Source organism: Mycoplana sp. MJR14, from assembly GCF_029210525.1.
GTDB lineage: Bacteria > Pseudomonadota > Alphaproteobacteria > Rhizobiales > Rhizobiaceae > Mycoplana.
The window spans coordinates 395593-415289 of sequence record NZ_JARGEO010000003.1; the positions used below are offsets into that span (position 1 = coordinate 395593).

The window sequence follows — 19697 nt, forward strand, 5'->3', positions numbered from 1 at the left end:
TTCGGTGCGTCAGCCGTCGCATTCGCGGGCGATGTCGCGGACGCACTCTGCCATGGCCTGGGTGATTAACCGGGCATCCGTCTCCTCGAAGCGGTAGCGCGGCATGCTGACGCTGATGCAGCCGAGCGGCCGGCCGTCACGGCCGACGATGGCGCGGCCGTAGCAGCAGATGTCGTCCTCGTTCTCCTGGATGTCCAGCGAATAGCCGCGCTCGCGCGTGGCATGAAGCTGTCGTTCCAGCGCCGTTCGGTCGGTCACGGTATGGCGGGTGCGGGCCGGAAGCGGCAGCCGGTCGAGAACGGCCTGCAACGCCTCGGGATCCAGGGTCGCGAGCCAGGCCTTGCCGACCGAGCTCGAGTGCAGCGGAACGCGCGTGCCGATGCGCGACATCATCCGCACCGTGCGGTTGCTCTCGAGCTTGTCGATGTAGACCATCTCGTCGCCGCTCGCGATCGCCAGGTGGATGGTCTCGTCGAGCAGGTCGCGAAGCCGCGTCAGCGGGGCCTGCGCGGCCTGCCGGAAGTCGGACCGTTCCCAGCCGCGGGCGGCGAGGCTCAGGAGCCGCGGGCCGGGCAGGAGCGTGCCCGATCCGCGCGATTCCGTCAGCATGCCTTCCGCCTTGAGTGCGGCGACGATCCGGTAGACCGTCGGGCGCGGCAGGTCGACCAGCGTCGCGAGCCGGGCCTTGGTCGGCGGATCGTTGCTGTCGCAGACGGCCTGGAGCACGCGCATGAAGCGGGAAAAGGCCGCCGTGCCCGGCACCTCTTCGCGTGGCGATCCTTCGTGCGCGTCCTTGCTCATCGGCAGTGCCGGTCTCCGGGCTTCGTTTCGTTCGTCTACGCCACCAGGTAGCCGCCGTCGACCGGCATGACAATGCCCGTGACGAAGGCCGCCGCCGGACTGCACAGGAACGCCACGGCGCCTGCAACGTCGTCCGGGCGGCCCCAGCGCTTCAGCGGCGTGCGCTCGAGGATGGGGCCGGCGCGCGCCGGGTCGTCCTGCAGGGCCTGGGTCAGCGGCGTGGCGATCCAGCCGGGGGCGACGGCGTTGACCCGGATGCCGTCCGCGGCATAGGCGATGGCGAGCGACTTCGTCAGCTGGGCGACGCCGCCCTTGCTGGCGCTGTAGGCCGGCACGAGACCGCCGCCGAAGAAGGACAGCATGGAGGCGGTGTTGACGATCGCGCCGCGGCTTTCGGCCAGTCTGGCGCGGGCTGCCGTGCAGACCCGCATCGTCCCGGTGAGGTTGACCGCGAGCACGGTCTCGAAGACGTCGAGCCTGTGTTCCTCCTGCCGCCTGATGACGCCGGCGCAATTGACGACGATATCGAGGCGGGGAAGGCTGTCGACCAGCGCCTGCACGCCGCTCTCGTCGCAGACGTCGAGTTCGCGCGTCTGCACCCTCGCTTCGGCGGACGGCGCGACCTTGTCGGCGCCGAGCCCGGCCGCGATGACGTCGGCGCCGAGGGCTGCAAGGGTGGCGGCGATGGAAGCGCCGATGCCGGTCGTGGCGCCGGTCACGAGCGCCACCTTTCCGTCGAAGAGATCAGATTGAAACGTCATGGGCCTGCCTGAGGGATCGGGACACTACCGAGGGTGAATTGGCGGGAAAGCCGTCAGCGGATGAACTGGTCGACATAGTCCGCTCCCAGGCCCACGGCCTCGTAGTGCTTGCGGCACATGTCGATCTTGGTGAACACGTCCTCGTAGCCGTTGTTGTTGCCCCAGGGGTCGACGTAGTACATGCAGCCGTTGACCTGGAAGTAGGTGATCATCTCCTCCACGCCCTCGTCGACGACCAGCGTATGCGTCTCGCCCGGCGGCTCGAAGGCATAGGAGCCTTCGGTGGCGACCCAGTCATGCTCCAGATAGCGCCAGCTCCCCTTCAGCACCAAGGCATGCACGGGTCCCGGATGCCGGTGGCGGCTGAGGACACCGGCGCGGCGGACGCGCAGCAGGTTCATCCAGTAGCCGGCCGAACGGTTGAGGCAGAGCGGGCGGAACCAGACCTGGTCGGCCTGCGGAACCCAGATGCGCTCGTCGAGGGGGATGGCGTTGGCGACGACGAGGTCCGGCAGGATCTCCGCCGGCTGCGGCTTCTGATAGGGCATCCGGCGCTGGGTTTCCGGATCGGTGTCGGCTGGGCCGCCGTTCGTCATCGTCTCCTCCAATTGTCCATAATGTGGACATATGTCCATAAAGTGAACTCTGCCTTGAGAGGACAGACGTGTCAAGCGGACTGGACGGCGCCTCAAGGCGCTCTGGTCGGCCATAGCCTACCGTACCTCAGAAGTGTGGGCCGGAAACCTGGCTCCTCAGGATCGACCAGAAGATCAGCTGCCGGAGCCCCGTGGCCGAGCATGGGGTCCCTGATCGACACCAAGGGCAAGATCATCACCGGCACATCCAAGGCCGACACTCTGACCGGCACAGTGGAAGCAGATACAGTGGATGGCAAATCGGGTGCCGATACGATGCGCGGCGGCAAGGGCGACGATCTCTGCATCGTCGACAGCGGGAAGGACAAGGTGGTGGAAAAAGCCGGCGAGGGCATCCTGGTCAAGGCCTTGGTTAGCCGACATGTTGCCATTCATAAAGCTCGTCACCTTCGACAAGGGAGACTTTCTGCTGTGAGGCGAAGGCAGCCGTTGCGATCGATACGGGCATCAAGAAGGGGCGGCGACCGCACGGGCCGCTTCCCGGGCGTTCACGATCATGGCCTCGCGAAACCGGGTCCGCTCCGCTGTCGGTCCGAAGACGGTTGGGCATGGCTTGGCCCGTGACCACGTATGAAAGCGCGAAGGCCGTGGAAGTCTCGTCTATTCGGGCACCAGGCCATCAAAAGACCTTCAACATCGCCACGACCATGGCCTGGCCCATAGCATTGGCCGCCCGAGCGAATTTCGTCGGTCCCGTCGCGCCGCCATTGCTAGGTTCGCACCCTTTTCTGCGACGACGGCACTGACCCGTCAGCCGCCTATTGGGCGAAGTCGGCCCGTGATTCGATGGTTGTCGTCTCCGTAGCTGGCCTCACAGTTTCCGAAATAACTGAGACGCTGGCCACATCGAAAGTCGGTGCGCTCAGGCAGACCCTCGCGCTACCAGTCCCTCTTCAGACGATCAACCGTGCCGCCCTGCCGCGCTTGCGGTCCGGATTATTGTAGTAGGCCGCCGCCTGCGTCACCGACCTGTGCTGGGACTGCTGCATCGCCTCCGGCAACGGTATGCCGCGATTGGCTGCTTCGGTCAGGTAGCCCGAGCGCAGTCCGTGGGCAGAGAACTTTTGCGGATCGAACCCGGCCTTGGTGCAGCGGGATTTTAGGATCAGGTTGATCGACTGCGGGCTAAGCGCGCGACGGTCAACATTGCCCCACTGGTCGATGCGGCGGAACACCGGGCCACTATCGATCCGCGCCTCCTGCAGCCAGCGTTTCAGCGCTTCCACCGGCCGGCCGATCATCAGCGACCGGGCATCGTCGTCCGGACCCGTCGTCTTGGTGCGGCCGAGGCGGATCGCCAGGCAGGGCAGGGGAGGGGAGGCCGGATCGTCGGGCACGGCGCGGACCGGCTCCTCCTCTACCAAGTCTCCGACGCGAAGGTTGGCGATCTCCGAGCGTCGGCGTCCGCCTGAGGCAAAGGCGGCCAGGAGTATGGCGCGATCGCGGATGTCGACGAGGCGGTCGACGCTGCAAGTGGACAGCAACTGAGCGAGCACGTCGGCGGTGATCGCGTTCTTGCTCTTTCGTTGCCGTGTCCGCCCCGTGGCGCGAACGGCCAGCCGCAAGGCGCTTTTCAGAGACGGGGCGGTGAAGGCGCCGGCATGGCCGCGCCAGCGGGTGAGGATTGACCAGGAGGTCAGCCGCCGCCGCACCGTCGCCGGGGCATGCGGCCCGTGGGCGCGCAGGAGGTGCTGCGAGCGCAAGCCAGCTTCCACTTCGAACGGCATGCCATGGCTCGGATCTTCCGTGCGCTTGACCGGGTCCCACAGATGATGGGCGACGAACTTCAACAGCAGGCTCTCCGGCGCTGGCCAGGGGAGGAGGCTGCCCGTAGCGAGCTGGCACCAGGCCTTCAGATAACCGAGGTCGGACGCCAGCGCTCGCAGCGTGTTGTCGCCCATGCCCTCACTGGCGAGATGCTTGAGGGTGGCGACGTCGTCGTCGGTCAGCAGGGCGGCGAGCTGATCGCGCCGATCGAAGGGCAGGATTGCGTCGAGCGCGTCGAGTTCTTCGGCGCGGCCGGCAATGGATGGCGATGACACGACAGTCATCGCGGCAGCTCGCCTGTGGCGGTTAGCCCCGCATCAGTTAGTGTCTCTGCGAATTCGCTTGAGGGGGTATCATCGTTCACCCCCGAGAAGGAGGCGAGCTGAGCTACGGGCCGTTCGCCCCGGCACACATAGATTTCGACCTGCTGGGACGCCAAATCGATCAGCTCCTCCAGCCGTTCTGCCGCTTCCTCGACCTCGACCAATATCTTCATCGGCTTGCCTACCAAACCCGCTCATGCAGCACTGCATCGAAAGCGCCGTCGAGCGAAACAAACGTGCTATGTTCCAGCCGCGTCTGGGCGGCAAGAAGTCGGTCCCACGGGTCACGGTGGTCCCAGTCGAAGCTTGCGGCCAGCTCGGCATGCAGATCAGTGATGGCTAGGGTCTGCAAACCGCTGGCTGTGACTGCGGCGCGCAACTCCTGTGGCTTCAGATCAAGCTTTTTCAGCCGCATCTTGTTGTCGAGTTCGTAGAAGGAGACGGCGCTGACGAGGATGATGTTGGCCTTGTCCTCGATCAGCGATCGCGCTCTCAGGGAGAGGCGGTCGCTGCCGATCGTCCACCAGTAGACGGCGTGGCTATCGAGTAGAACCTTCATTTGGAGGTGTCGCGGTTGCTGGATTTGCCCTGCCAGATGCCGACATCGTCGTTCCACTCACCGGCGTCGATCGCGGCTTGTTCAGCGTCGACGTCGTCAAAAAGGTCGTCAGGCAGGCTACGCTGGCGTAAGAGGCCGAACGGGCGCTTGCCGCCGTCGGCCGGGCCGATACGGGCGTAGACTTCGTTGCCGCGCATGATGATGATTTCTTCGCCGTGGTTGGCGCGTTCGAGTACCTCGGCGAAATGCTTGCGGGCTTCGCTGATCTTGTACAGGGTCTGCGGCATCGCGATCTCCGGCTGATTTGAGCGCTGAGGGAGAATATCATTGAGACCGAATGCGTACAAGTTCATTGTACACATCTCTATCGATACTTGAAACCTATCGATAGTGATTGGGCGCGAAAATTAACGTCTGCGTGACGGAAGCATTCTGTTGATTAATTTCCGTTGGCGGAATTTAAAACGTTAATACAGATGGTCAATGACTGCCTACGATGCCGAGGAGCCGCGCCAAGGAGGGTAACCGGGGCAGATTTGGGGACAGACGGGTTGAGTCGCGGAAGCACGGTGGTTTTCGGTCATCGAGATCGGAGCAGTCTTGCGGCGTTGTGCACACATGTCCGTGGCATCGACGCTGACCCAAGGTAGTTCTCCTTGCCGGGGCTGTTTGCAAAGTGGAGAGCCGTGTTCAAGCCTTAGCCGCGACCAGAGTGGCCAGCGGCGGGATGGGCGGACCGTCGAGTTGCAGGCGGTCGCCGAGATAGTGCCAGAACGACAGCCCGAGCTTGCGGCAGGTTTTCATCAGCCCGAGCATGGTGTCGCGCGCCACACGACCATCGCGCTCATCGTGCCGCCGGAGATCTTGCGCTTGACGAGGCTGCGCAGGTCGTTCTCCGACGCATTGGTGTGGAGCGGCGTTCCCGGACAAGAATGGCTGGCCAAAGTCCACCCGCCACCAGGAGGCACGGCCATTTTCCGGTCCCGTCAGTCCGAATTGTGCGATTGTTTCAATCTTTGCCGATAGACCTCAGGAACCCTCCGACAGGTCTCCCAGCCTGCCTAAAAAAGTGGCCCTGTCGCTATTGGCCGGACTCGACCAGAGGCGTCGCGCAGAAGAAACAGCACGTCGAGGCCAAGGTGCTGGGCAAGCTCGATCCCGGACGTCGGACCTAGAACCATCAACGCGGTCGCCCAGGCGTCGGCTTCAGCGCAGGTTCGTGCGACGACTGTGACCGAAGCGGGCGACGACAGCAGCGGCGCACCGCGGCGCGGATCCATGGTGTGTGAGAGACGGCGACCGTTCACGACAGTCCAATGCCGGTAATCGCCAGAGGTAGCGACCGCAGCATCCTGCAAGGCGAGGATGGAATGCCGCGCTCGACGGGCCGTGTCGGGACTTTCAATGGCGATATTCCAAGGCTCACCGTCGGGACGCAAACCGATTGCCCTCATCTCGCCGTCAATTCCCACGAGGCCGGAAGTTATGCCGAAGCGCGCGAGGATCGCGGCCAGCCGGTCGACGCCATATCCCTTGGCAATGCCGTTGAGGTCGATGGTGATCGGCGCGCGCTTTCGCACCGTCGCGCGAACAGGATCGAGTTCGAGCGCGGCATGGGTGGGTTGGCGCGGTGTCGCGAGTGCCTTCTGGATCAGGGTCCGGTCGGCCGCGTGCGGGCCAAAACCCCAGGCGCCAACCGCATCGCCCACGCCGATATCGAAGGCCCCGCCGGACGCGCGGCCGATTTCGAGCGCAAGATGCAGCACGTCAGCCAGACGAGCCGGGACCTCGATCCAGTCGCCGACTGGGTCAGCGTTCAACCTCATCAGAGCGCTGTCGGGCTTCCAGGTGGACATCTGCTCGTCCACCTCGTCCATTTCCGCTTGAAGAGCGTGCCGAACCGGCTCTGGATCGAACCCTGCCGCGGTGTAGAACAGCGCCGACCAGCGCGTTCCCATGGTCGGTCCGTTAAGCGTGTGCCTCATCGGATCAGTAGACGTCTTCGACATAGCGTCCCTCCGCCTTGAGCAGTGCCGGCGTCAATCCGGCTGGCGCTAGAAGCTCGGCAAGCGCCGCCGAAACGCCGACAGCCATATCGCGCCCACCACAGACCATGACTCTCGCGCCCCCACGGATCAGGGTCGTCATCTGGGCGGCTTCCTCAAGGAGGGCGTGCTGGACATAGCGCGGCATCCGCCCGCGCGAGCACGCCCCGACGAGCCGGTGAAGGCGCCCTTCGCGGCGCCAGCACGTCAGTTCGTCCTTGTAGAGGAAATCGCTGGCAGGATGACGCATTCCGAAGAACAGGTGGATCGGACGGCGGCGCGCATTGGCACGCACGAAGCCCGCCAGCGGCCCTATCCCTGTTCCAGCTCCGATCAGGATCAGCGGTGTCCTGCTCCTGCCGGCATGGAAGCCCGGATTGCTGCGGATGAATGCGCGAACGGCACATCCTGGCTCCAGATTGAAGAGCTGCCCGGAACAAAGCCCCGCCGGATGCTTCTTCACGACGATCTCGATGAAGCCGTCGCACCGTCCCGAAGCCAGCGAGTAGAACCGGGGAACGGACGAGCCCTCGGGCAGCACGCCGAGAAGATCGCCTGCCGAAAACCGACCGAAGCCACGCCCGGCCAACCGATGCCAGAACGGGACTTTGGGTAGCGCGAACCGCAGGATCACGGTCGGAGCTTGCACCTCTGCGCCGTATTCGCGTCGCGAAACGAGGGTCAACGGGGAGGCCGCCGGCAAGGCTGGCCGATGGACAAGCTCCAACCCGATCCCCATCGCTTCACCCAGCGATCGTCCCCAACGGGCAAATTCCTGCGGTGACTGCCGGTCGACGGTGTCATATGGGATCAGCGTGCTCCACCCTCGCGCCTCGGCGGTCCTCGCGACGACCTGGGCAAAAGCGCAGTAGGCCGGGAAGCTGCGGTCACCGAAGCCGAGCACGGCCACTGGAATGGCTGGCTCTGCCGGCAGGGCTTGCAGGCGATCGAGGAACCCCCGCGCCGAAGTGGGCGCATCGCCATCGCCATAGGTTGCCGCAAGGATGAGAATGCGCCGGGCATGCCGGTAACGCTCAGGATCGAAAGACGACATCGGCGCGGTGTGAACCGCCTGCCCGAGCTTCGTCAGTGCGGCGTGCAGCGTCGCAGCGAAGCTCCATGTGTTTCCGCTCTCGCTGCCGACAAGCAGCATCGTTTCTGCACGTCCAGCCGTTACATTGCCGTGAATTCGGGGGCGCCCGCGCCGACCCGCCAGCCACAGGATGAGGCCGGTGCCCGCCATCGCCGGCAAGCCGAGCGCCATCATGCCGAGCACGAGGCCCAAGGCGGCCGCGCCTCGACCGGTATGCAGCATATAGATGGTCTCCGAGAGGCGCTGCCATCCGGTCAGGTCGCTCCAGGCCAGCAGCACGCCGGTGCCCTGATCCAGATAGCCCGTGCCGCGATCGGTCTTCAGCGTGAAGACATCCGTCGCATCGGCCGGGTCGGGAAACGCCAGGCTGCGCAGTTCGGTGACCGGTGTCCGTTTCAGCAGATTCATGTGCGATGCGGCCATGCCGGCCCGGCCGCTCGCCTCGATGTGGGCGACGGGAGATGTGGCCGTGTCGGGCAGGAGATCGAATGTCGACGCCGTCATCCACAATGCGGTGACCGAGGACAAGACGAGGCCCGCGACGGTCAAGCGCGCGATCTCGACATGCAATCGTCCAGCGAGCGGCCCGCGCATCGGCGCGAACCATCGCCGCCAGCCGCCGGCCCTGCGTGCGACGAGCATGGCGCCGGACACAGCCAGGACCAGCATGGCGGCAGCGCCCACTGCCCCTGCGATGCGCCCGCCGTCACCGAGAAAGAGCGACCGGTGCAGGCCGGTAAGCCACTGCAAGACAGCATTCGGATCGCTGGAGGCGACACCCAGCCCTGTTGCGGGATCGATGAGGGCGGCCTGAGGCACCCCATCCTCGAACCAGTAGGCGGTGATCTTGCCGGAGGGCGCGCGACGTATCTGTTCTATCTGAGGGTGGACGGTGAGGATGCGCCCGGCCAGCGTCGCGACGGAAAGCCCTGCCTCGGCTTGCGGGGCGGACAACCGTTCGGCGGCGGGAAACAGCGAGAGTGCTGCACCGCTAAGGCTCAAGACCAGCAGAAAAAGAGCGGCCAGAAGGCCTGGCCAGCGATGGATGACACGAATCATGTCCTTCACCGCCTAGAAGGAGTAGGCAACGGTCGAAACGTAGCGTCGACCGCGAACGGGCGTCTTCGCGCTCGCAACCGTCAGGGGAACGGCGACCTCGTTGGGGCTGTCACGCATGTCCTCCACGGCTGCGTCGACATGCAGCGTGTAACCTGCGTCGAAAAGCGCATCGGCAAGGTCGAGCGAGATCTCCAGGGTGCGCCCCGCACCGACGCTGGCCCCGGTAATGCCGTCGATACCGGCGCGGCCGCCAGTGGCGCGATACCAACCCGAAAGATGCTCGTAATATTTGGACTTTCCGCCAGCGACCCAGAGCGTGCCGGCATATTTGCCCTGGGGATCGGTGACATAGAGCGCGAGATACGCGCCGTCGCCGCCATAGTTGGTCAGCGTTGTGGTCAATGTCACCGGCCGGGCCATGGCGAGGCCGGGCAGCGTGAGGGCGGTTGTCATGGCGAGAACTGAGAGAAGCGATTTCATGTCGGCTTGCCTTTTGCGAGGAAACGGTGTCCGGGTCGTCACAGAGCGCCGACCCGTCCTCGTCACTGTGGCGAAGACGCCTGAGGGCTGCCTGACGGTCATCGGGATTTTCCGTCAGCACTTCGTCAGGAAGCATCGGAAACGGTCAGGTCCGCAGATGCAGGAGCGGCCGGCCTGTCGGCAGGCCAGCCGCGAAAGCTCCGGGGACTGAACAAGACGGCAGCCAGCCACGCTCCGTTCGGGCGCGTGTTTCTGCCACTGCGTCAGCGTGGGGACATCCGCTGCAGCGTCCCGTCGCGCAGGACGTACTGGTGCCAGACCGCCATCGCGGCATGCAGTCCGGCGAGGTAGAGGATGATCGTGCCGGCATTCTCATGAATGTCCGCGATCAGGCCCGGTGCGCCCTGCACCCGCTCGGTGATCGCCGGAAGCTGGAAGCCGAAGAAGGAAACGGGAACACCGAGGCGCGAGGCAGCGCACCAACCGCTCAACGGCAGGGCAATCAGGAAGAGATACAGCAGCGCATGTCCGGCTTTGGCGGCAAGGGCGAGACGGCCATTGGACTGGGGCGCGTCCGGGTTTCCGCCCACAAGGCGCAGGATCAAGCGCGGAAGCACCAGGACGAGCACGGCCAACCCGAACGAGAAATGCAGCAAGGGCGGGTTTTCGGCCATATGACGGCCTCCCGTCGAGGTCAGCCAGGCCCCGAGGATCAGCAGGGCCGTCAGCCAGTGGATGACGATCATGCTTCTGGAATAACGGGCCGGATCATGAGGCATGGCGGAATCTCCTTGCGACGGTCGCAGTGCTTGAGCGACAGCGAGATGGGACTGCTACTTGATGGTGGTTTTGGGCCGCACGGTCGCCCCGAGCAGGGTGTTGGAGGATGTCCCACCTACGGCGTCGTTCTCCGAGGCTGGCGGCCGCTGACGCCTCGATCCGTGACGGTCGTCATCGCGATCCCTGTGCCGGAACTTGACGATTTCGAGGGTTTCCGGATCGACCTTGGCCTTGAAAGCCAGGCCGTTCCGGTCTGTTCCCCGGATTTCGTAACAGCCGTCGTCGATCTTGATCCTGGCAACGGCCCAGCCTTGACCGGCGGCCATTGTCTCGACCGCTTCCCGCGGCTTCCATCGATCCATCGAGACATGGCAATCGTCGTCGTCAGCCTTAGCGATACCGGGACCGGAGAACGCCAGAACGAGAATCGCGGCCAGCAAATGTTTCATCGTTTCATTGTTCCTGATCAACGCGCTTTCGGGGGAACCATGGCACGCTTTCCTGACGAACGCCTGAAGCGGCGTTGGGCCGGTCTTCAACAAACCGACAGCATCGGACGCTAGGTAGGAGGATGGCGAGTCGGGGTGACCTTGGGATGAGAGTTCTACTGATCGAAGATGATGCAATCCTCGGAAAGGCCGTGCGCGAGCAGGTCGCGACCCTCCACTCGGTGGACTGGGTGACACGGCTCGATGCGGCGCGCGAACATCTCCAAAGCGCGGCATACGATCTCATCCTGCTCGACCTGATGCTCCCGGACGGATTGGGCATCGTCTTTCTCAAAAAGCTTCGAGCCGAGGGCAGCGTGACGCCGGTCATCATCCTGACGGCGCTCGACCAGATCTCCGACCGCATCGCGGGCCTCGATGCCGGCGCCGATGACTACATGATCAAGCCGTTCGATCTGTCGGAACTCTCTTCGCGGCTGAATGCCGTGGCGCGGCGATACAGCGGCAACCCGAATCCTCTCATCGAGATCGGCGATCTGCGCGTCGATCTCGCCGCCCGGACCGTGATGCACGGCGCGCGCCCTGTCGAGCTTACCGGTCGCGAATGGGCGCTGTTCGAAGCATTTCTGCAGCGGCCCGGCATCGCGATGACCAAGGCGCAGCTCGAAGACCGGCTCTATGCGTTCGGCGCAGAGGTCGAGAGCAATACGATCGAGGTTCACGTCAGCAGACTGCGAAAGAAGCTCGGCCACGGCGCGATCGATACGGTGCGGGGCATCGGGTATCGTCTTGGAACGGCAAGATGATGCGGCCCAGAAGCCTGCAATGGCGGCTGTCGCTATGGCTGGGGCTGGGGCTGACGGTGTTGTGGGCACTTGCCGCGGTCGTGACCGCGCAGATGCTGCGCCATGAAATGGACAAGGTGTTCGACAGCGCCCTCGAAGAGACGGCGCAACGCATCCTGCCGCTTGCGGCGATCGAGATCATCGGCCGCGATACCGACGACACCGAACAGCGCGTTGCCACGCTCCGACAGCACGACGAGTATTTCACCTACGTCGTGCGCGATGCGGCGGGCAAGGTTCTGCTGCGATCGCACAGCGCCGACCTCGCTGCATTCCCGCCGTTTTCCGGGATGGGCTTTGCCACGACGCCGACGCACCGCCTCTACTCCGACGCGACCCTCCAGCAGAACCTGACCATCACCATCGCTGAGCCCCTGTCGCATCGCCGGACGACCGCCGGACGATTGTTGCTCGGGCTGAGCCTGCCGCTCGCCGTCATTGTCCCGCTCGGCTTGATAGGCATCTGGGTCATTGTCCGGCTGTCCATGACCCCGGTTCGGACCTTCCGCTCGCAGATCGAAGCGCGCGGCAGCGGTGATCTGACACCCATCGACGCGGAGGACCTGCCTTCGGAGATCGGCCCCGTCGCCAAAGCGGTCAACCACCTCCTGGACCGATTGACGCGTACCTTGCAGGCCGAGCGCAGTCTCGCGGCCAAATCGGCCCATGAACTGCGGACACCGGTGGCTGCGGCACTGGCGCAGGCGCAGCGCATGATCGCGCAAGCGCCGGACGACGCCACGCGTGAGCGCGCCGAGGATATGCAGATCGCCTTGCGGCGCCTTTCCCGCCTCACCGAGAAACTCATGCAACTGGCGAGAGCCGAGGGCGGACGCCTTCTCGCCGAGGCGCCGGTCGCGATCGGCGCCATCCTGCGGATGGTTGTGAGCGAATTCGACGGGCAGGCCGAGACGGCAGGGCGCATCGACTTGGCACTGCCAGACGCGCCGGTGTTCGCAAGCATCGACGCCGACGCCTTCGCCATCCTGGCCCGGAACCTGATCGAAAACGCCCTCAAGCATGGCGTGCGGGACGAGCCAGTCGCCGTCACCTTGTCGGCAGACGGCTGTCTGCGCGTCACGAACGCCGGCCCGGTCGTGCCTTCCGCAGTGCTTGCGCGGCTGAGCGAGCCCTTCGAGCGCGGTCAGGCTCTGGTGCGAGGGGCCGGCCTCGGGCTCGCCATCGCCCGGACCATCGCTGCCGGAACAAATGGGCGGATAGAACTCCAATCCCCCGCGAGCGGCAGAATTGACGGGTTTGAGGCAAGGTTCTTCATAGACAAATGATCATCGACATCGACGCCAGATGCTGAAAGGCAACTCGGGAGACTATGGACACTGACGCCCTGCTCAGCCGCCTTGCGATATCGCTTTCGATCGGTCTGCTGATCGGCCTGGAGCATGGATGGCGTACCCGCAACGAGGAAGACCATCAGCGAGCGGCAGGTCTACGAACGTTCGCGCTGACCGGTCTCACCGGCGGCATTACCGGCGCCCTGGCCCGGCAGTTCGACTCAGGCCTCGTGATCGGTCTTGTCTTCCTGGGATTCACCGCGGCATTCACCTCCTATCACTGGCTCGAAGCGCGGGCCGAACGAAATTACAGCGCGACATCCGTCGTCGCCGGCATAGCCACGTTCCTGCTGGGAACGCTTGCCGTCGTCGGCGACCTTGCAGCCGGCATCGCGGGGGCTGTTGCCACGGCTGTGCTGCTTGCCCTGCGCGAGCCGTTGCATCGTTGGGTCGCATCGCTGAGCTGGAATGAGATCCGGTCGGGCCTGACGCTTCTGGCAATGACCTTTCTCATGCTGCCGATCCTGCCGAACAGGCCGGTCGATCCCTGGGGCACCGTGAATCCATATGAGATCTGGTTGCTGACCATCCTGATTGCCGCAGTCTCCTTCGCCGGCTACGTCGCTGTCCGCGTTATCGGGGACCGGCTTGGGGTCCTGATGACGGCGATTGCGGGCGGGCTCGCCTCTTCGACAGCGACGACCTTGACGCTGGCAAGGCTTGCCCGCCGACACCCCGAGTCCAGCACGCTGCTTTCCTGCGGCGTGCTTCTTTCCGGCTTGACCATGATCATCCGCGTCGCAGTCGTGGCGACGGCCTTGAACCAAAGCTTGCTTCCGCACCTCAAATGGCCGTTCCTCATCGGCGGTGGCGTGCTCGCCATCGGCGCCGGGCTCCTGCTGTTGCAGAGTCGCGGCTCCTCCGAACAGCCGGAACTTACGATCACCAACCCCCTGGAATTGGCGCCCGCCCTGAAAATGGGGACGCTCATCACCATGGTCATGGTGGTGTCGCATCTGCTTCAGCAGTCATTCGGGAATGCGGGCGTCCTGGTGACAGCCGCCGCTTCGGGGATCGCCGATGTGGATGCGATTTCGATCTCCATGGCCCGCCTGGCGTCGCATTCGATCGAGCCCGGTCTTGCGGCGGATGCGATCCTGATCGCCGTGGCCATGAATACACTTGTCAAAGCCGTGATGGCGGCATGGGTCGGAGGCTCAAGGATCGGCGGGCGCGTCGGCGCCCTTAGTGTGCTCGGCCTTGCGACCGGCACGGCAGCGTCTCTGTATATTGGCCGTCTGTGAACTGAGGCCCAGCAACCAACAACTTTGCCAGGGCCTGAACGCACTTCGGCGCATCACCCCGCAGACCACGGAACACTTTTCAACGATCAGGGAAACTGAATGAAAATTCTCGTCTTGAACGCCGGCAGCTCCAGTCTCAAATTCGGTGTATTCGATATCGCCTCGATGCGAAGGCGCATCTGCGACGGCCTTGCGTTCATGGGGGTGCAACTCGACTTCGACCGCAATGACGCGCCGGATCTATCCGACCATGCCGCTCCGCAAACTCAGTCCTACGGCTCGCGTGTTCGTGTCATCGTGACGGAAACGGCAGAGCAATTGATGATCGCTCGCGAGACGGCGCATGCGCTTGCCCGTAAAGCGCCGGCCACTGAAACGATCCCGGTGGCCGTTTCCGGTCGTCACGTCCATTTTCGGCCGCAGCCGTCGAAACTTTGTTCGGCAAGGACTACCTTGAGGCGGACAAAGCCGCTCCGCCAACCGGGGCATTGGGCAGCGCAAGAGCGGGTAACACTGGAAGGTCCGAAAGAAAGACTGGAGCGGGTTGCTATTCTCGGACCGTTGTGGGAGCGTCGGCAAGTGGAGGTCTCACGTACCGACAGCTTCGTGCTCGGCATCGACGTGCCGTTGCGCGAAAGCGGCCAGCTTGACGGTACACCTTCTGTGACATTGATCGGCCCGGCCGGCAAGCTCTTGAGTGACGGGCTGATCGTGGCGGCGCGCCACATCCATGCCACCCCGCAGGACGCGGCCAGGCTTGGCCTCGCGGACCGGGAATTGATCGATGTGCGCGTCGGTGCACGGCGCCCGCGGACTGACCTTTACGCAAGTTCTGGCACTCGTCGGCGAGAAGGCATTCACCGAAATGCACATCGAAACCGACGAGGCAAACGCTGCCGGTATCGCCGCCTTCGGTGAGGGGGAGATTGCGGCCGGGCATGCAGCCACACTCGGGCCTTGATGGTCGGTCTGGTCGGCTGTAGGCGATGGTTTCGGGGAAAGTGGTGTCACTGATCTCCCCGAAACCGGGTAATGCAAGCGGGGCAGCAAAACGCGGCCTCGCTGTCCCGTCACGCGTTGCGGAGCGATGCCACGATCTTGTCTTTTAGCATCAGCCGCTGGCGGCGCAGATCGGCCTCGGCTGCTTCAGAAATGGCGTCGAGACGTGTCTCGGACCGATGAATCTTGTCGTTCACCGCGTCATATTCCGTCAAAACATGCGCAAACTCGGGGCTTTTCGCCTTCAGGGCATGAATGGCGTCCATCTGGTCCGGGAATTCGTCGCCAAGAGTGTGAGGTGTATTCGACAAGGTTCTTTCTCCTTTTCTGCAATTTCGCCCCGGCGTCAGGGCTTTTCGACGCGCGCGACCTGATAGGTGACAAACGCGCCTTCCCGCCCGACCGAGATGTATTCGCCAAGTCGGAAGCATTCCTCGCCCAGGCGGAAACCGATCTCGTCGTCCCGATCACCCGGCTCGTAATCGAAATACCACTGCCCGCCGGGCTTGCGCCGCAACAGCCCGATGCGGGCCGTCTTACCGTCCCGGAAATATCGGACGCGACAGGCGTCGCGAGATTTCTTCCATTCGAGCGGATCAAGGAACCCTTCGTGGTTGAGCGGAACCAGAAGATCATAGCCTACTGCCCGATCTCCCTCCGGATGATCTTTGCCGCGAGTGAGAACCAACCGCACGTGGCGGAAACTTGAGGGTAGTTCTTCTGCCTTGACCACAATCCGATCCTTCATTTTCCCCCTGATACGCCATTGGCAAAGGACCTTTCTTGATCTGGCGCAAGTGAGACGAGGCATGTGTTATCCGATGCCGGCGACTATCCGGAATGGTCGAGATGAGCATGCGTCAGGATGACCGCGTCGATCGCCCCCGGATGAACCGGAAGCTTCTCCCAGTTCAGCTCGCGCAGGTTCTTGGGTCCCTCGAACAGTCCGTCGATAAGGATGCGGTGACCGTCGTGTGTAAGGAGATGTTTCGACCCGGTTACGGTTCCGGCCGCGCCGAGCCATGTCAAAGTCAGCATTTGTGTACCTTTGCGGTTTTTTAGGACAGGGAAGGTCTGGCTGCCGACCTATCAGCACTGGGGCCGATCATGGTGTGGTGGGCGAGGTCGCCCGCGATCCGGACGTGCTGCCTGCTCGATCCTGGAGCTCAGATTGACGAGAACGGTGGAAGTTCCCGTCGCCGGTGCGGATTCCGTCCGACAGGAGGCGTAGACCATTCAGCACGACCAGAACGGTACCGCCTTCGTGTCCGATCACCGCGAGCGGAAGCGGCAGGTCGAAGAACAGGCCGCCGGTCACGAGCAGCAGCATCGCGCCGATCGCGACGACGAGATTCTGTCGGATGATGACGCCGTCCGCCGTGCCAGCCGGTGCGCATCGGCCAGCTTCTTCATGTCTTCCGACAACAGGGCGACGTCGGCGGCCTGCAGTGCGACGTCCGACCCCGCCGCTCCCATCGCGATGCCGACATCGGCACGAGCCAATGCGGCGGCATCGTTGACGCCATCGCCAACGAAAGCGACCTTGCCACCACGCGCGAGGTCGCCGACCTGGAGCACCTTGTCCTGCGGCAGCATCTCGGCATGAACTCGTCGGGCGCAAGGCCAAGTTCCGCACCGATGCGCAAGGCCACCGGCCTGCGGTCGCCGGTCATCATGACGATGCGGTTGATACCACCGGCGCGAAGCGCGGCCAGCGCCGGGGCTGAGCTGGCTCTTGCTTCGTCCGCAACACTGACCGCCCCCAGAACGGTCGCACCGCGCCCGAGATAGACCACGGTTTGAGCGCTGTCGGCGAGTTCCCGGAACGCGACATGATCCACCGAGGCACCCATCTCTCCGACGAGGTGGGCATTGCCGGCCCATATCGGGCCGAAGGTATCGTAGCCGACGATACCGGCGCTCGGATGGGAGGTCACGTCCACGACCGCTGCCGGCTCAACGCCATGAACCAGAGCCTCACGACGGATGGCGGCAGCGATATGATGCTCGGAATGCGCTTCCAGCCCGGCAAAGAGCGAAAGGAAACGGCGATCCTCACCATCCAGGGCGACAATGCGCGTGACCTCCGCACGTCCATTGGTCAGGGTCCCGGTCTTGTCAAAGGCGAAGGTATCGACAGCGGCGAGCGTTTCAAGCGCACCGCCCCCCTTGAACAGCACGCCGCCTCGCGCCGCGGCGGAGAGCGCCGACAGGATCGCTGCCGGGACCGATATCACGATCGCGCAGGGACTGGCGGCGACCAGCAGGGTCGCGGCCTTGTAGAGGGGCTGCTCCCAGTCGCGGCCAAGCCAATAGAAGACCGCAAGGGCCAGAGCGGAGCCCAGCAGGACACCGACGGTATAACGCTGGCCGAACCACGCGCTGAAGCGCTCGGATGGCGCCTTCGCTTCCTGCGCCTCGGTGACGAGCTGGATCATGCGCGCGATCGTGCTGTCGCCGACCGTCCTGGTGACGGTCACGTCAAGGACCCCGTCAAGATTGACGGTCGCCTCGAAGACCTGGTCGCCGGTTCCTTGGAGACCGGCATCGACTCACCGGTGATATTGGCCTCGTCGATCCCGCCGTGGCCATACAGGATCACACCGTCTGTCGGCACGCGTCCGCCCGGACGCAGCACCACCACATCGCCGACGGCAAGCTCCGCAGCGGGAACCTCCACGACGGTGCCATCCTCCCTTTTGCGGAAAGCCGTCTCCGGCCGGAGCGCCATGAGCGCCTCAACAGCCCGGCGTGCGCGTCCCAAAGCCTGATGTTCGAGCGTGGTCGACACGCTGAAGAGCGTCAGCAGCACCGCGCCTTCGAACGGCGCCCCGACGATCGCCGCCGCCACGGCCGCGACGACCATCAGCAGATCGATGTCGAGGATATGATCGCGCCACAACGCCGTCAGGGCGCTCCAGGTGGCGGGAAGCCCGCCGGCTAAATAGACCATCGCCAGACCGGGCGACCTTAGAATGGAAAGCCCTTCCGCCGCCGGCCAGGTCCCGATGACGGCCAGCATCATCCCGAGGACCGCAATTGCCGACATGACGGTCTGGAAATCGAACGACACGCGTTTCATCGTCACACCGCCCGGCCGATCAGGGAGCCGATCAATGCGGTCGAGGCCATCGCGACGGCGCCCCAGAACACCACCCGGATGGTCGGTTTCGAGATGCTGGCGCCGCCCGCCCGTGCCCCGATTGCGCCGAGGATGGCAAGACCGATGAGGCAAGCAAGGGATACGGTCCATGCAGCCGTTCCGGCCGGCGCAAGCAGGGCGACGATCAACGGCAAAGCGGCGCCCGCCGCAAACGTGACCGCCGAGGTCAGCGCGGCTTGAACCGGTCTTGCCATCACATGGCTCGCCAATCCGAGTTCGTCCCGCCCATGGGCTTCGAAGGCATCCTTCGCCATCATCTGTTCGGCGACCTGCCGGGCCAGATCCGGGGCCACGCCGCGCTGCTCGTAGATCGCGGCTAGCTCGGCCAGTTCGGCCTCCGGCTGCGTCCCCAGTTCGTGACGCTCCCGCGCCATGTCGGCCTCCTCGGTATCGGCCTGCGAGCTGACGGACACATATTCGCCCGCGGCCATCGACATCGCCCCGGCCACCAGACCGGCCACGCCGGCAACAAGGATCTCATGTGAGGCGTTGGTCGCCGTCGCGACACCGACGATCAGGCTCGACGTCGAGATCAACCCGTCATTGGCGCCCAGTCCAGCCGCCCGAAGCCAGCCTATGCTTGTGAAGGGCGCGCATCATTGGTGCTCCGGGCAGTGATGTCTGTGCAGCGGGATGATGCTGCATCGACGCAACCTCATTCCGTGATGGAAAACGCAGCGAGATATTCAGTTTAGAATTATTCTAATTAAAGGATCGTTTCAAGATACATCCGGCCTTTGGAACCTCACTCGCCAACTACGCGGTCTACGGCCATTGAGCGATCACCAGATCCCGGCAGGTCTGCGATCAAGACCAAGATCGCTCGCCCGCCGGGCGGCCCGGTGTCACCCACAGATAGACAGCTTCGAGGCCAAGCCCACTCGCAACGCAACCATCGCTAGTCCAATTCCGTCTCCGGCGACGTACCGATGGTGCTGCCATCGCCGAAGCGCTTGACGCTGCCATCGACGACCTCGAGCGTTGCGGGATCGATCTTCACCTTGAGGACGTTTCCGCTGGTGTCAGTGACACGAAGTTCGTAGCAGCCATCGTCGATCTTCATCTTGTCGATGGTCCATCCGAAGTCGCCCGCAAGCTTCCCGAGCGCTTCGAAGGATTGCCTCTTCTGAGGCGGAACGTCGCACACTTCTCCAGCAAACGCGGACGTTGCCGGAAGCGCCGCGAGCAGTGCAAGCACTGCCAATGTCTTTCTCATGATTTATTCTCCTGGGCTGTGTGTTGTTGATGGAGGAAATCATGCACAGAGGGACTGACGGGCTACTGACGATCGGCAGGAATTGTCGTCAGCTTCCGGTCAGCA

Annotated in this window: 21 protein-coding genes and 4 pseudogenes; 6 read left to right on the forward strand and 19 right to left on the reverse strand. The window is 64.1% G+C overall.

All coding sequences use genetic code 11. The features are described from left to right. Positions 1 to 9: 9 nt before the first annotated feature. From P0086_RS09795 to P0086_RS09805, 3 genes are read right to left on the reverse strand one after another with little or no spacing between them, the layout of a single operon-like run. Positions 10 to 801, reverse strand: a complete 792-nt coding sequence (locus tag P0086_RS09795; protein ID WP_275785005.1) for an IclR family transcriptional regulator — start codon at positions 799 to 801, stop codon at positions 10 to 12. Positions 802 to 836: 35 nt separating this feature from the next. Continuing rightward, positions 837 to 1562: an SDR family oxidoreductase gene (locus tag P0086_RS09800; protein WP_275785007.1), complete on the reverse strand. Its 726-nt coding sequence runs from the start codon at positions 1560 to 1562 to the stop codon at positions 837 to 839. A gap of 53 nt (positions 1563 to 1615) precedes the next feature. After that, positions 1616 to 2158, reverse strand: a complete 543-nt coding sequence (locus P0086_RS09805) for a 2,4'-dihydroxyacetophenone dioxygenase family protein (RefSeq protein ID WP_112597202.1) — start codon at positions 2156 to 2158, stop codon at positions 1616 to 1618. A 201-nt stretch (positions 2159 to 2359) separates the two neighbouring features. Here P0086_RS09805 and P0086_RS09810 point away from each other — a divergent pair, with 201 nt between their 5' ends. Further along, the gene (locus P0086_RS09810; protein ID WP_162702332.1) at positions 2360 to 2782 is read left to right on the forward strand and encodes a hypothetical protein; all 423 of its coding nucleotides are present in this window, start codon (positions 2360 to 2362) and stop codon (positions 2780 to 2782) included. Positions 2783 to 3111: 329 nt separating this feature from the next. Here the strand turns inward: P0086_RS09810 and P0086_RS09815 are convergent, their stop codons facing one another. From P0086_RS09815 to P0086_RS09860, 10 genes and pseudogenes are all read right to left on the reverse strand, one after another. Next, on the reverse strand, positions 3112 to 4269 hold the full coding sequence (locus P0086_RS09815) for a site-specific integrase (protein ID WP_275785010.1): 1158 nt from the start codon (positions 4267 to 4269) through the stop codon (positions 3112 to 3114). 32 nt (positions 4270 to 4301) lie between these two features. Further along, a pseudogene (locus P0086_RS09820) lies at positions 4302 to 4481 on the reverse strand (hypothetical protein); the annotation flags it as partial. An 8-nt stretch (positions 4482 to 4489) separates the two neighbouring features. Then, positions 4490 to 4867, reverse strand: coding sequence for a type II toxin-antitoxin system VapC family toxin (locus P0086_RS09825; RefSeq protein ID WP_112597206.1), 378 nt, complete (start codon positions 4865 to 4867; stop codon positions 4490 to 4492). Next, entirely contained in the window at positions 4864 to 5154 is a 291-nt protein-coding gene (locus P0086_RS09830) for a type II toxin-antitoxin system prevent-host-death family antitoxin (RefSeq protein WP_112597208.1), read from the reverse strand. The genes P0086_RS09825 and P0086_RS09830 overlap by 4 nt, the downstream gene beginning before the upstream one ends. A 403-nt stretch (positions 5155 to 5557) precedes the next feature. Continuing rightward, the gene (locus P0086_RS09835) at positions 5558 to 5698 is read right to left on the reverse strand and encodes a hypothetical protein (RefSeq protein ID WP_246802821.1); all 141 of its coding nucleotides are present in this window, start codon (positions 5696 to 5698) and stop codon (positions 5558 to 5560) included. Positions 5699 to 5928: 230 nt separating this feature from the next. After that, positions 5929 to 6876, reverse strand: a complete 948-nt coding sequence (locus tag P0086_RS09840; RefSeq protein ID WP_060581931.1) for an FAD:protein FMN transferase — start codon at positions 6874 to 6876, stop codon at positions 5929 to 5931. Then, the gene (locus tag P0086_RS09845; RefSeq protein ID WP_060581930.1) at positions 6857 to 9064 is read right to left on the reverse strand and encodes a PepSY domain-containing protein; all 2208 of its coding nucleotides are present in this window, start codon (positions 9062 to 9064) and stop codon (positions 6857 to 6859) included. The genes P0086_RS09840 and P0086_RS09845 overlap by 20 nt, the downstream gene beginning before the upstream one ends. Before the next feature lie 12 nt (positions 9065 to 9076). Then, positions 9077 to 9544, reverse strand: coding sequence for a DUF2271 domain-containing protein (locus tag P0086_RS09850; RefSeq protein WP_060581929.1), 468 nt, complete (start codon positions 9542 to 9544; stop codon positions 9077 to 9079). A 263-nt stretch (positions 9545 to 9807) separates the two neighbouring features. Then, the gene (locus tag P0086_RS09855) at positions 9808 to 10323 is read right to left on the reverse strand and encodes a cytochrome b (RefSeq protein ID WP_060581928.1); all 516 of its coding nucleotides are present in this window, start codon (positions 10321 to 10323) and stop codon (positions 9808 to 9810) included. Between the two features lie 54 nt (positions 10324 to 10377). After that, entirely contained in the window at positions 10378 to 10773 is a 396-nt protein-coding gene (locus tag P0086_RS09860) for a PepSY domain-containing protein (RefSeq protein WP_112597211.1), read from the reverse strand. 146 nt (positions 10774 to 10919) lie between these two features. On the opposite strand from P0086_RS09860, the gene P0086_RS09865 reads away from it, so the two are divergent. The 5 genes and pseudogenes from P0086_RS09865 to P0086_RS09885 all read left to right on the forward strand — a co-directional run bounded on the left by P0086_RS09865 (position 10920) and on the right by P0086_RS09885 (position 15175). After that, a complete protein-coding gene (locus P0086_RS09865; RefSeq protein ID WP_060581926.1) occupies positions 10920 to 11579 on the forward strand; it encodes a response regulator transcription factor in 660 nt (219 codons plus the stop codon). Then, positions 11576 to 12904: an ATP-binding protein gene (locus P0086_RS09870; protein WP_060581925.1), complete on the forward strand. Its 1329-nt coding sequence runs from the start codon at positions 11576 to 11578 to the stop codon at positions 12902 to 12904. Before P0086_RS09865 ends, P0086_RS09870 begins: the two co-directional genes overlap by 4 nt. Before the next feature lie 44 nt (positions 12905 to 12948). After that, positions 12949 to 14214: an MgtC/SapB family protein gene (locus tag P0086_RS09875; RefSeq protein ID WP_275785018.1), complete on the forward strand. Its 1266-nt coding sequence runs from the start codon at positions 12949 to 12951 to the stop codon at positions 14212 to 14214. Between the two features lie 321 nt (positions 14215 to 14535). Beyond that, positions 14536 to 14960 (forward strand): annotated as a pseudogene (locus P0086_RS09880) (PduL/EutD family phosphate acyltransferase); the annotation flags it as partial. A gap of 38 nt (positions 14961 to 14998) precedes the next feature. Continuing rightward, positions 14999 to 15175: a PduL/EutD family phosphate acyltransferase gene (locus P0086_RS09885; RefSeq protein WP_246812644.1), complete on the forward strand. Its 177-nt coding sequence runs from the start codon at positions 14999 to 15001 to the stop codon at positions 15173 to 15175. 109 nt (positions 15176 to 15284) lie between these two features. Here the strand turns inward: P0086_RS09885 and P0086_RS09890 are convergent, their stop codons facing one another. The 6 genes and pseudogenes from P0086_RS09890 to P0086_RS09915 form a co-directional block, all read right to left on the reverse strand. Further along, complete coding sequence (locus P0086_RS09890; RefSeq protein WP_023513018.1) at positions 15285 to 15524, reverse strand: DUF465 domain-containing protein; 240 nt, start codon at positions 15522 to 15524, stop codon at positions 15285 to 15287. Between the two features lie 35 nt (positions 15525 to 15559). After that, complete coding sequence (locus tag P0086_RS09895; RefSeq protein WP_060581922.1) at positions 15560 to 15961, reverse strand: hypothetical protein; 402 nt, start codon at positions 15959 to 15961, stop codon at positions 15560 to 15562. Between the two features lie 86 nt (positions 15962 to 16047). Beyond that, positions 16048 to 16251: pseudogene (locus P0086_RS09900) on the reverse strand (MBL fold metallo-hydrolase); the annotation flags it as partial. Positions 16252 to 16318: 67 nt separating this feature from the next. After that, a pseudogene (locus tag P0086_RS09905) lies at positions 16319 to 18235 on the reverse strand (cation-translocating P-type ATPase). A gap of 62 nt (positions 18236 to 18297) precedes the next feature. Beyond that, positions 18298 to 18912: a VIT family protein gene (locus tag P0086_RS09910; protein WP_246802822.1), complete on the reverse strand. Its 615-nt coding sequence runs from the start codon at positions 18910 to 18912 to the stop codon at positions 18298 to 18300. A gap of 362 nt (positions 18913 to 19274) precedes the next feature. Continuing rightward, a complete protein-coding gene (locus tag P0086_RS09915) occupies positions 19275 to 19592 on the reverse strand; it encodes a PepSY domain-containing protein (protein WP_060581920.1) in 318 nt (105 codons plus the stop codon). Between the last annotated feature and the right edge of the window lie 105 nt (positions 19593 to 19697).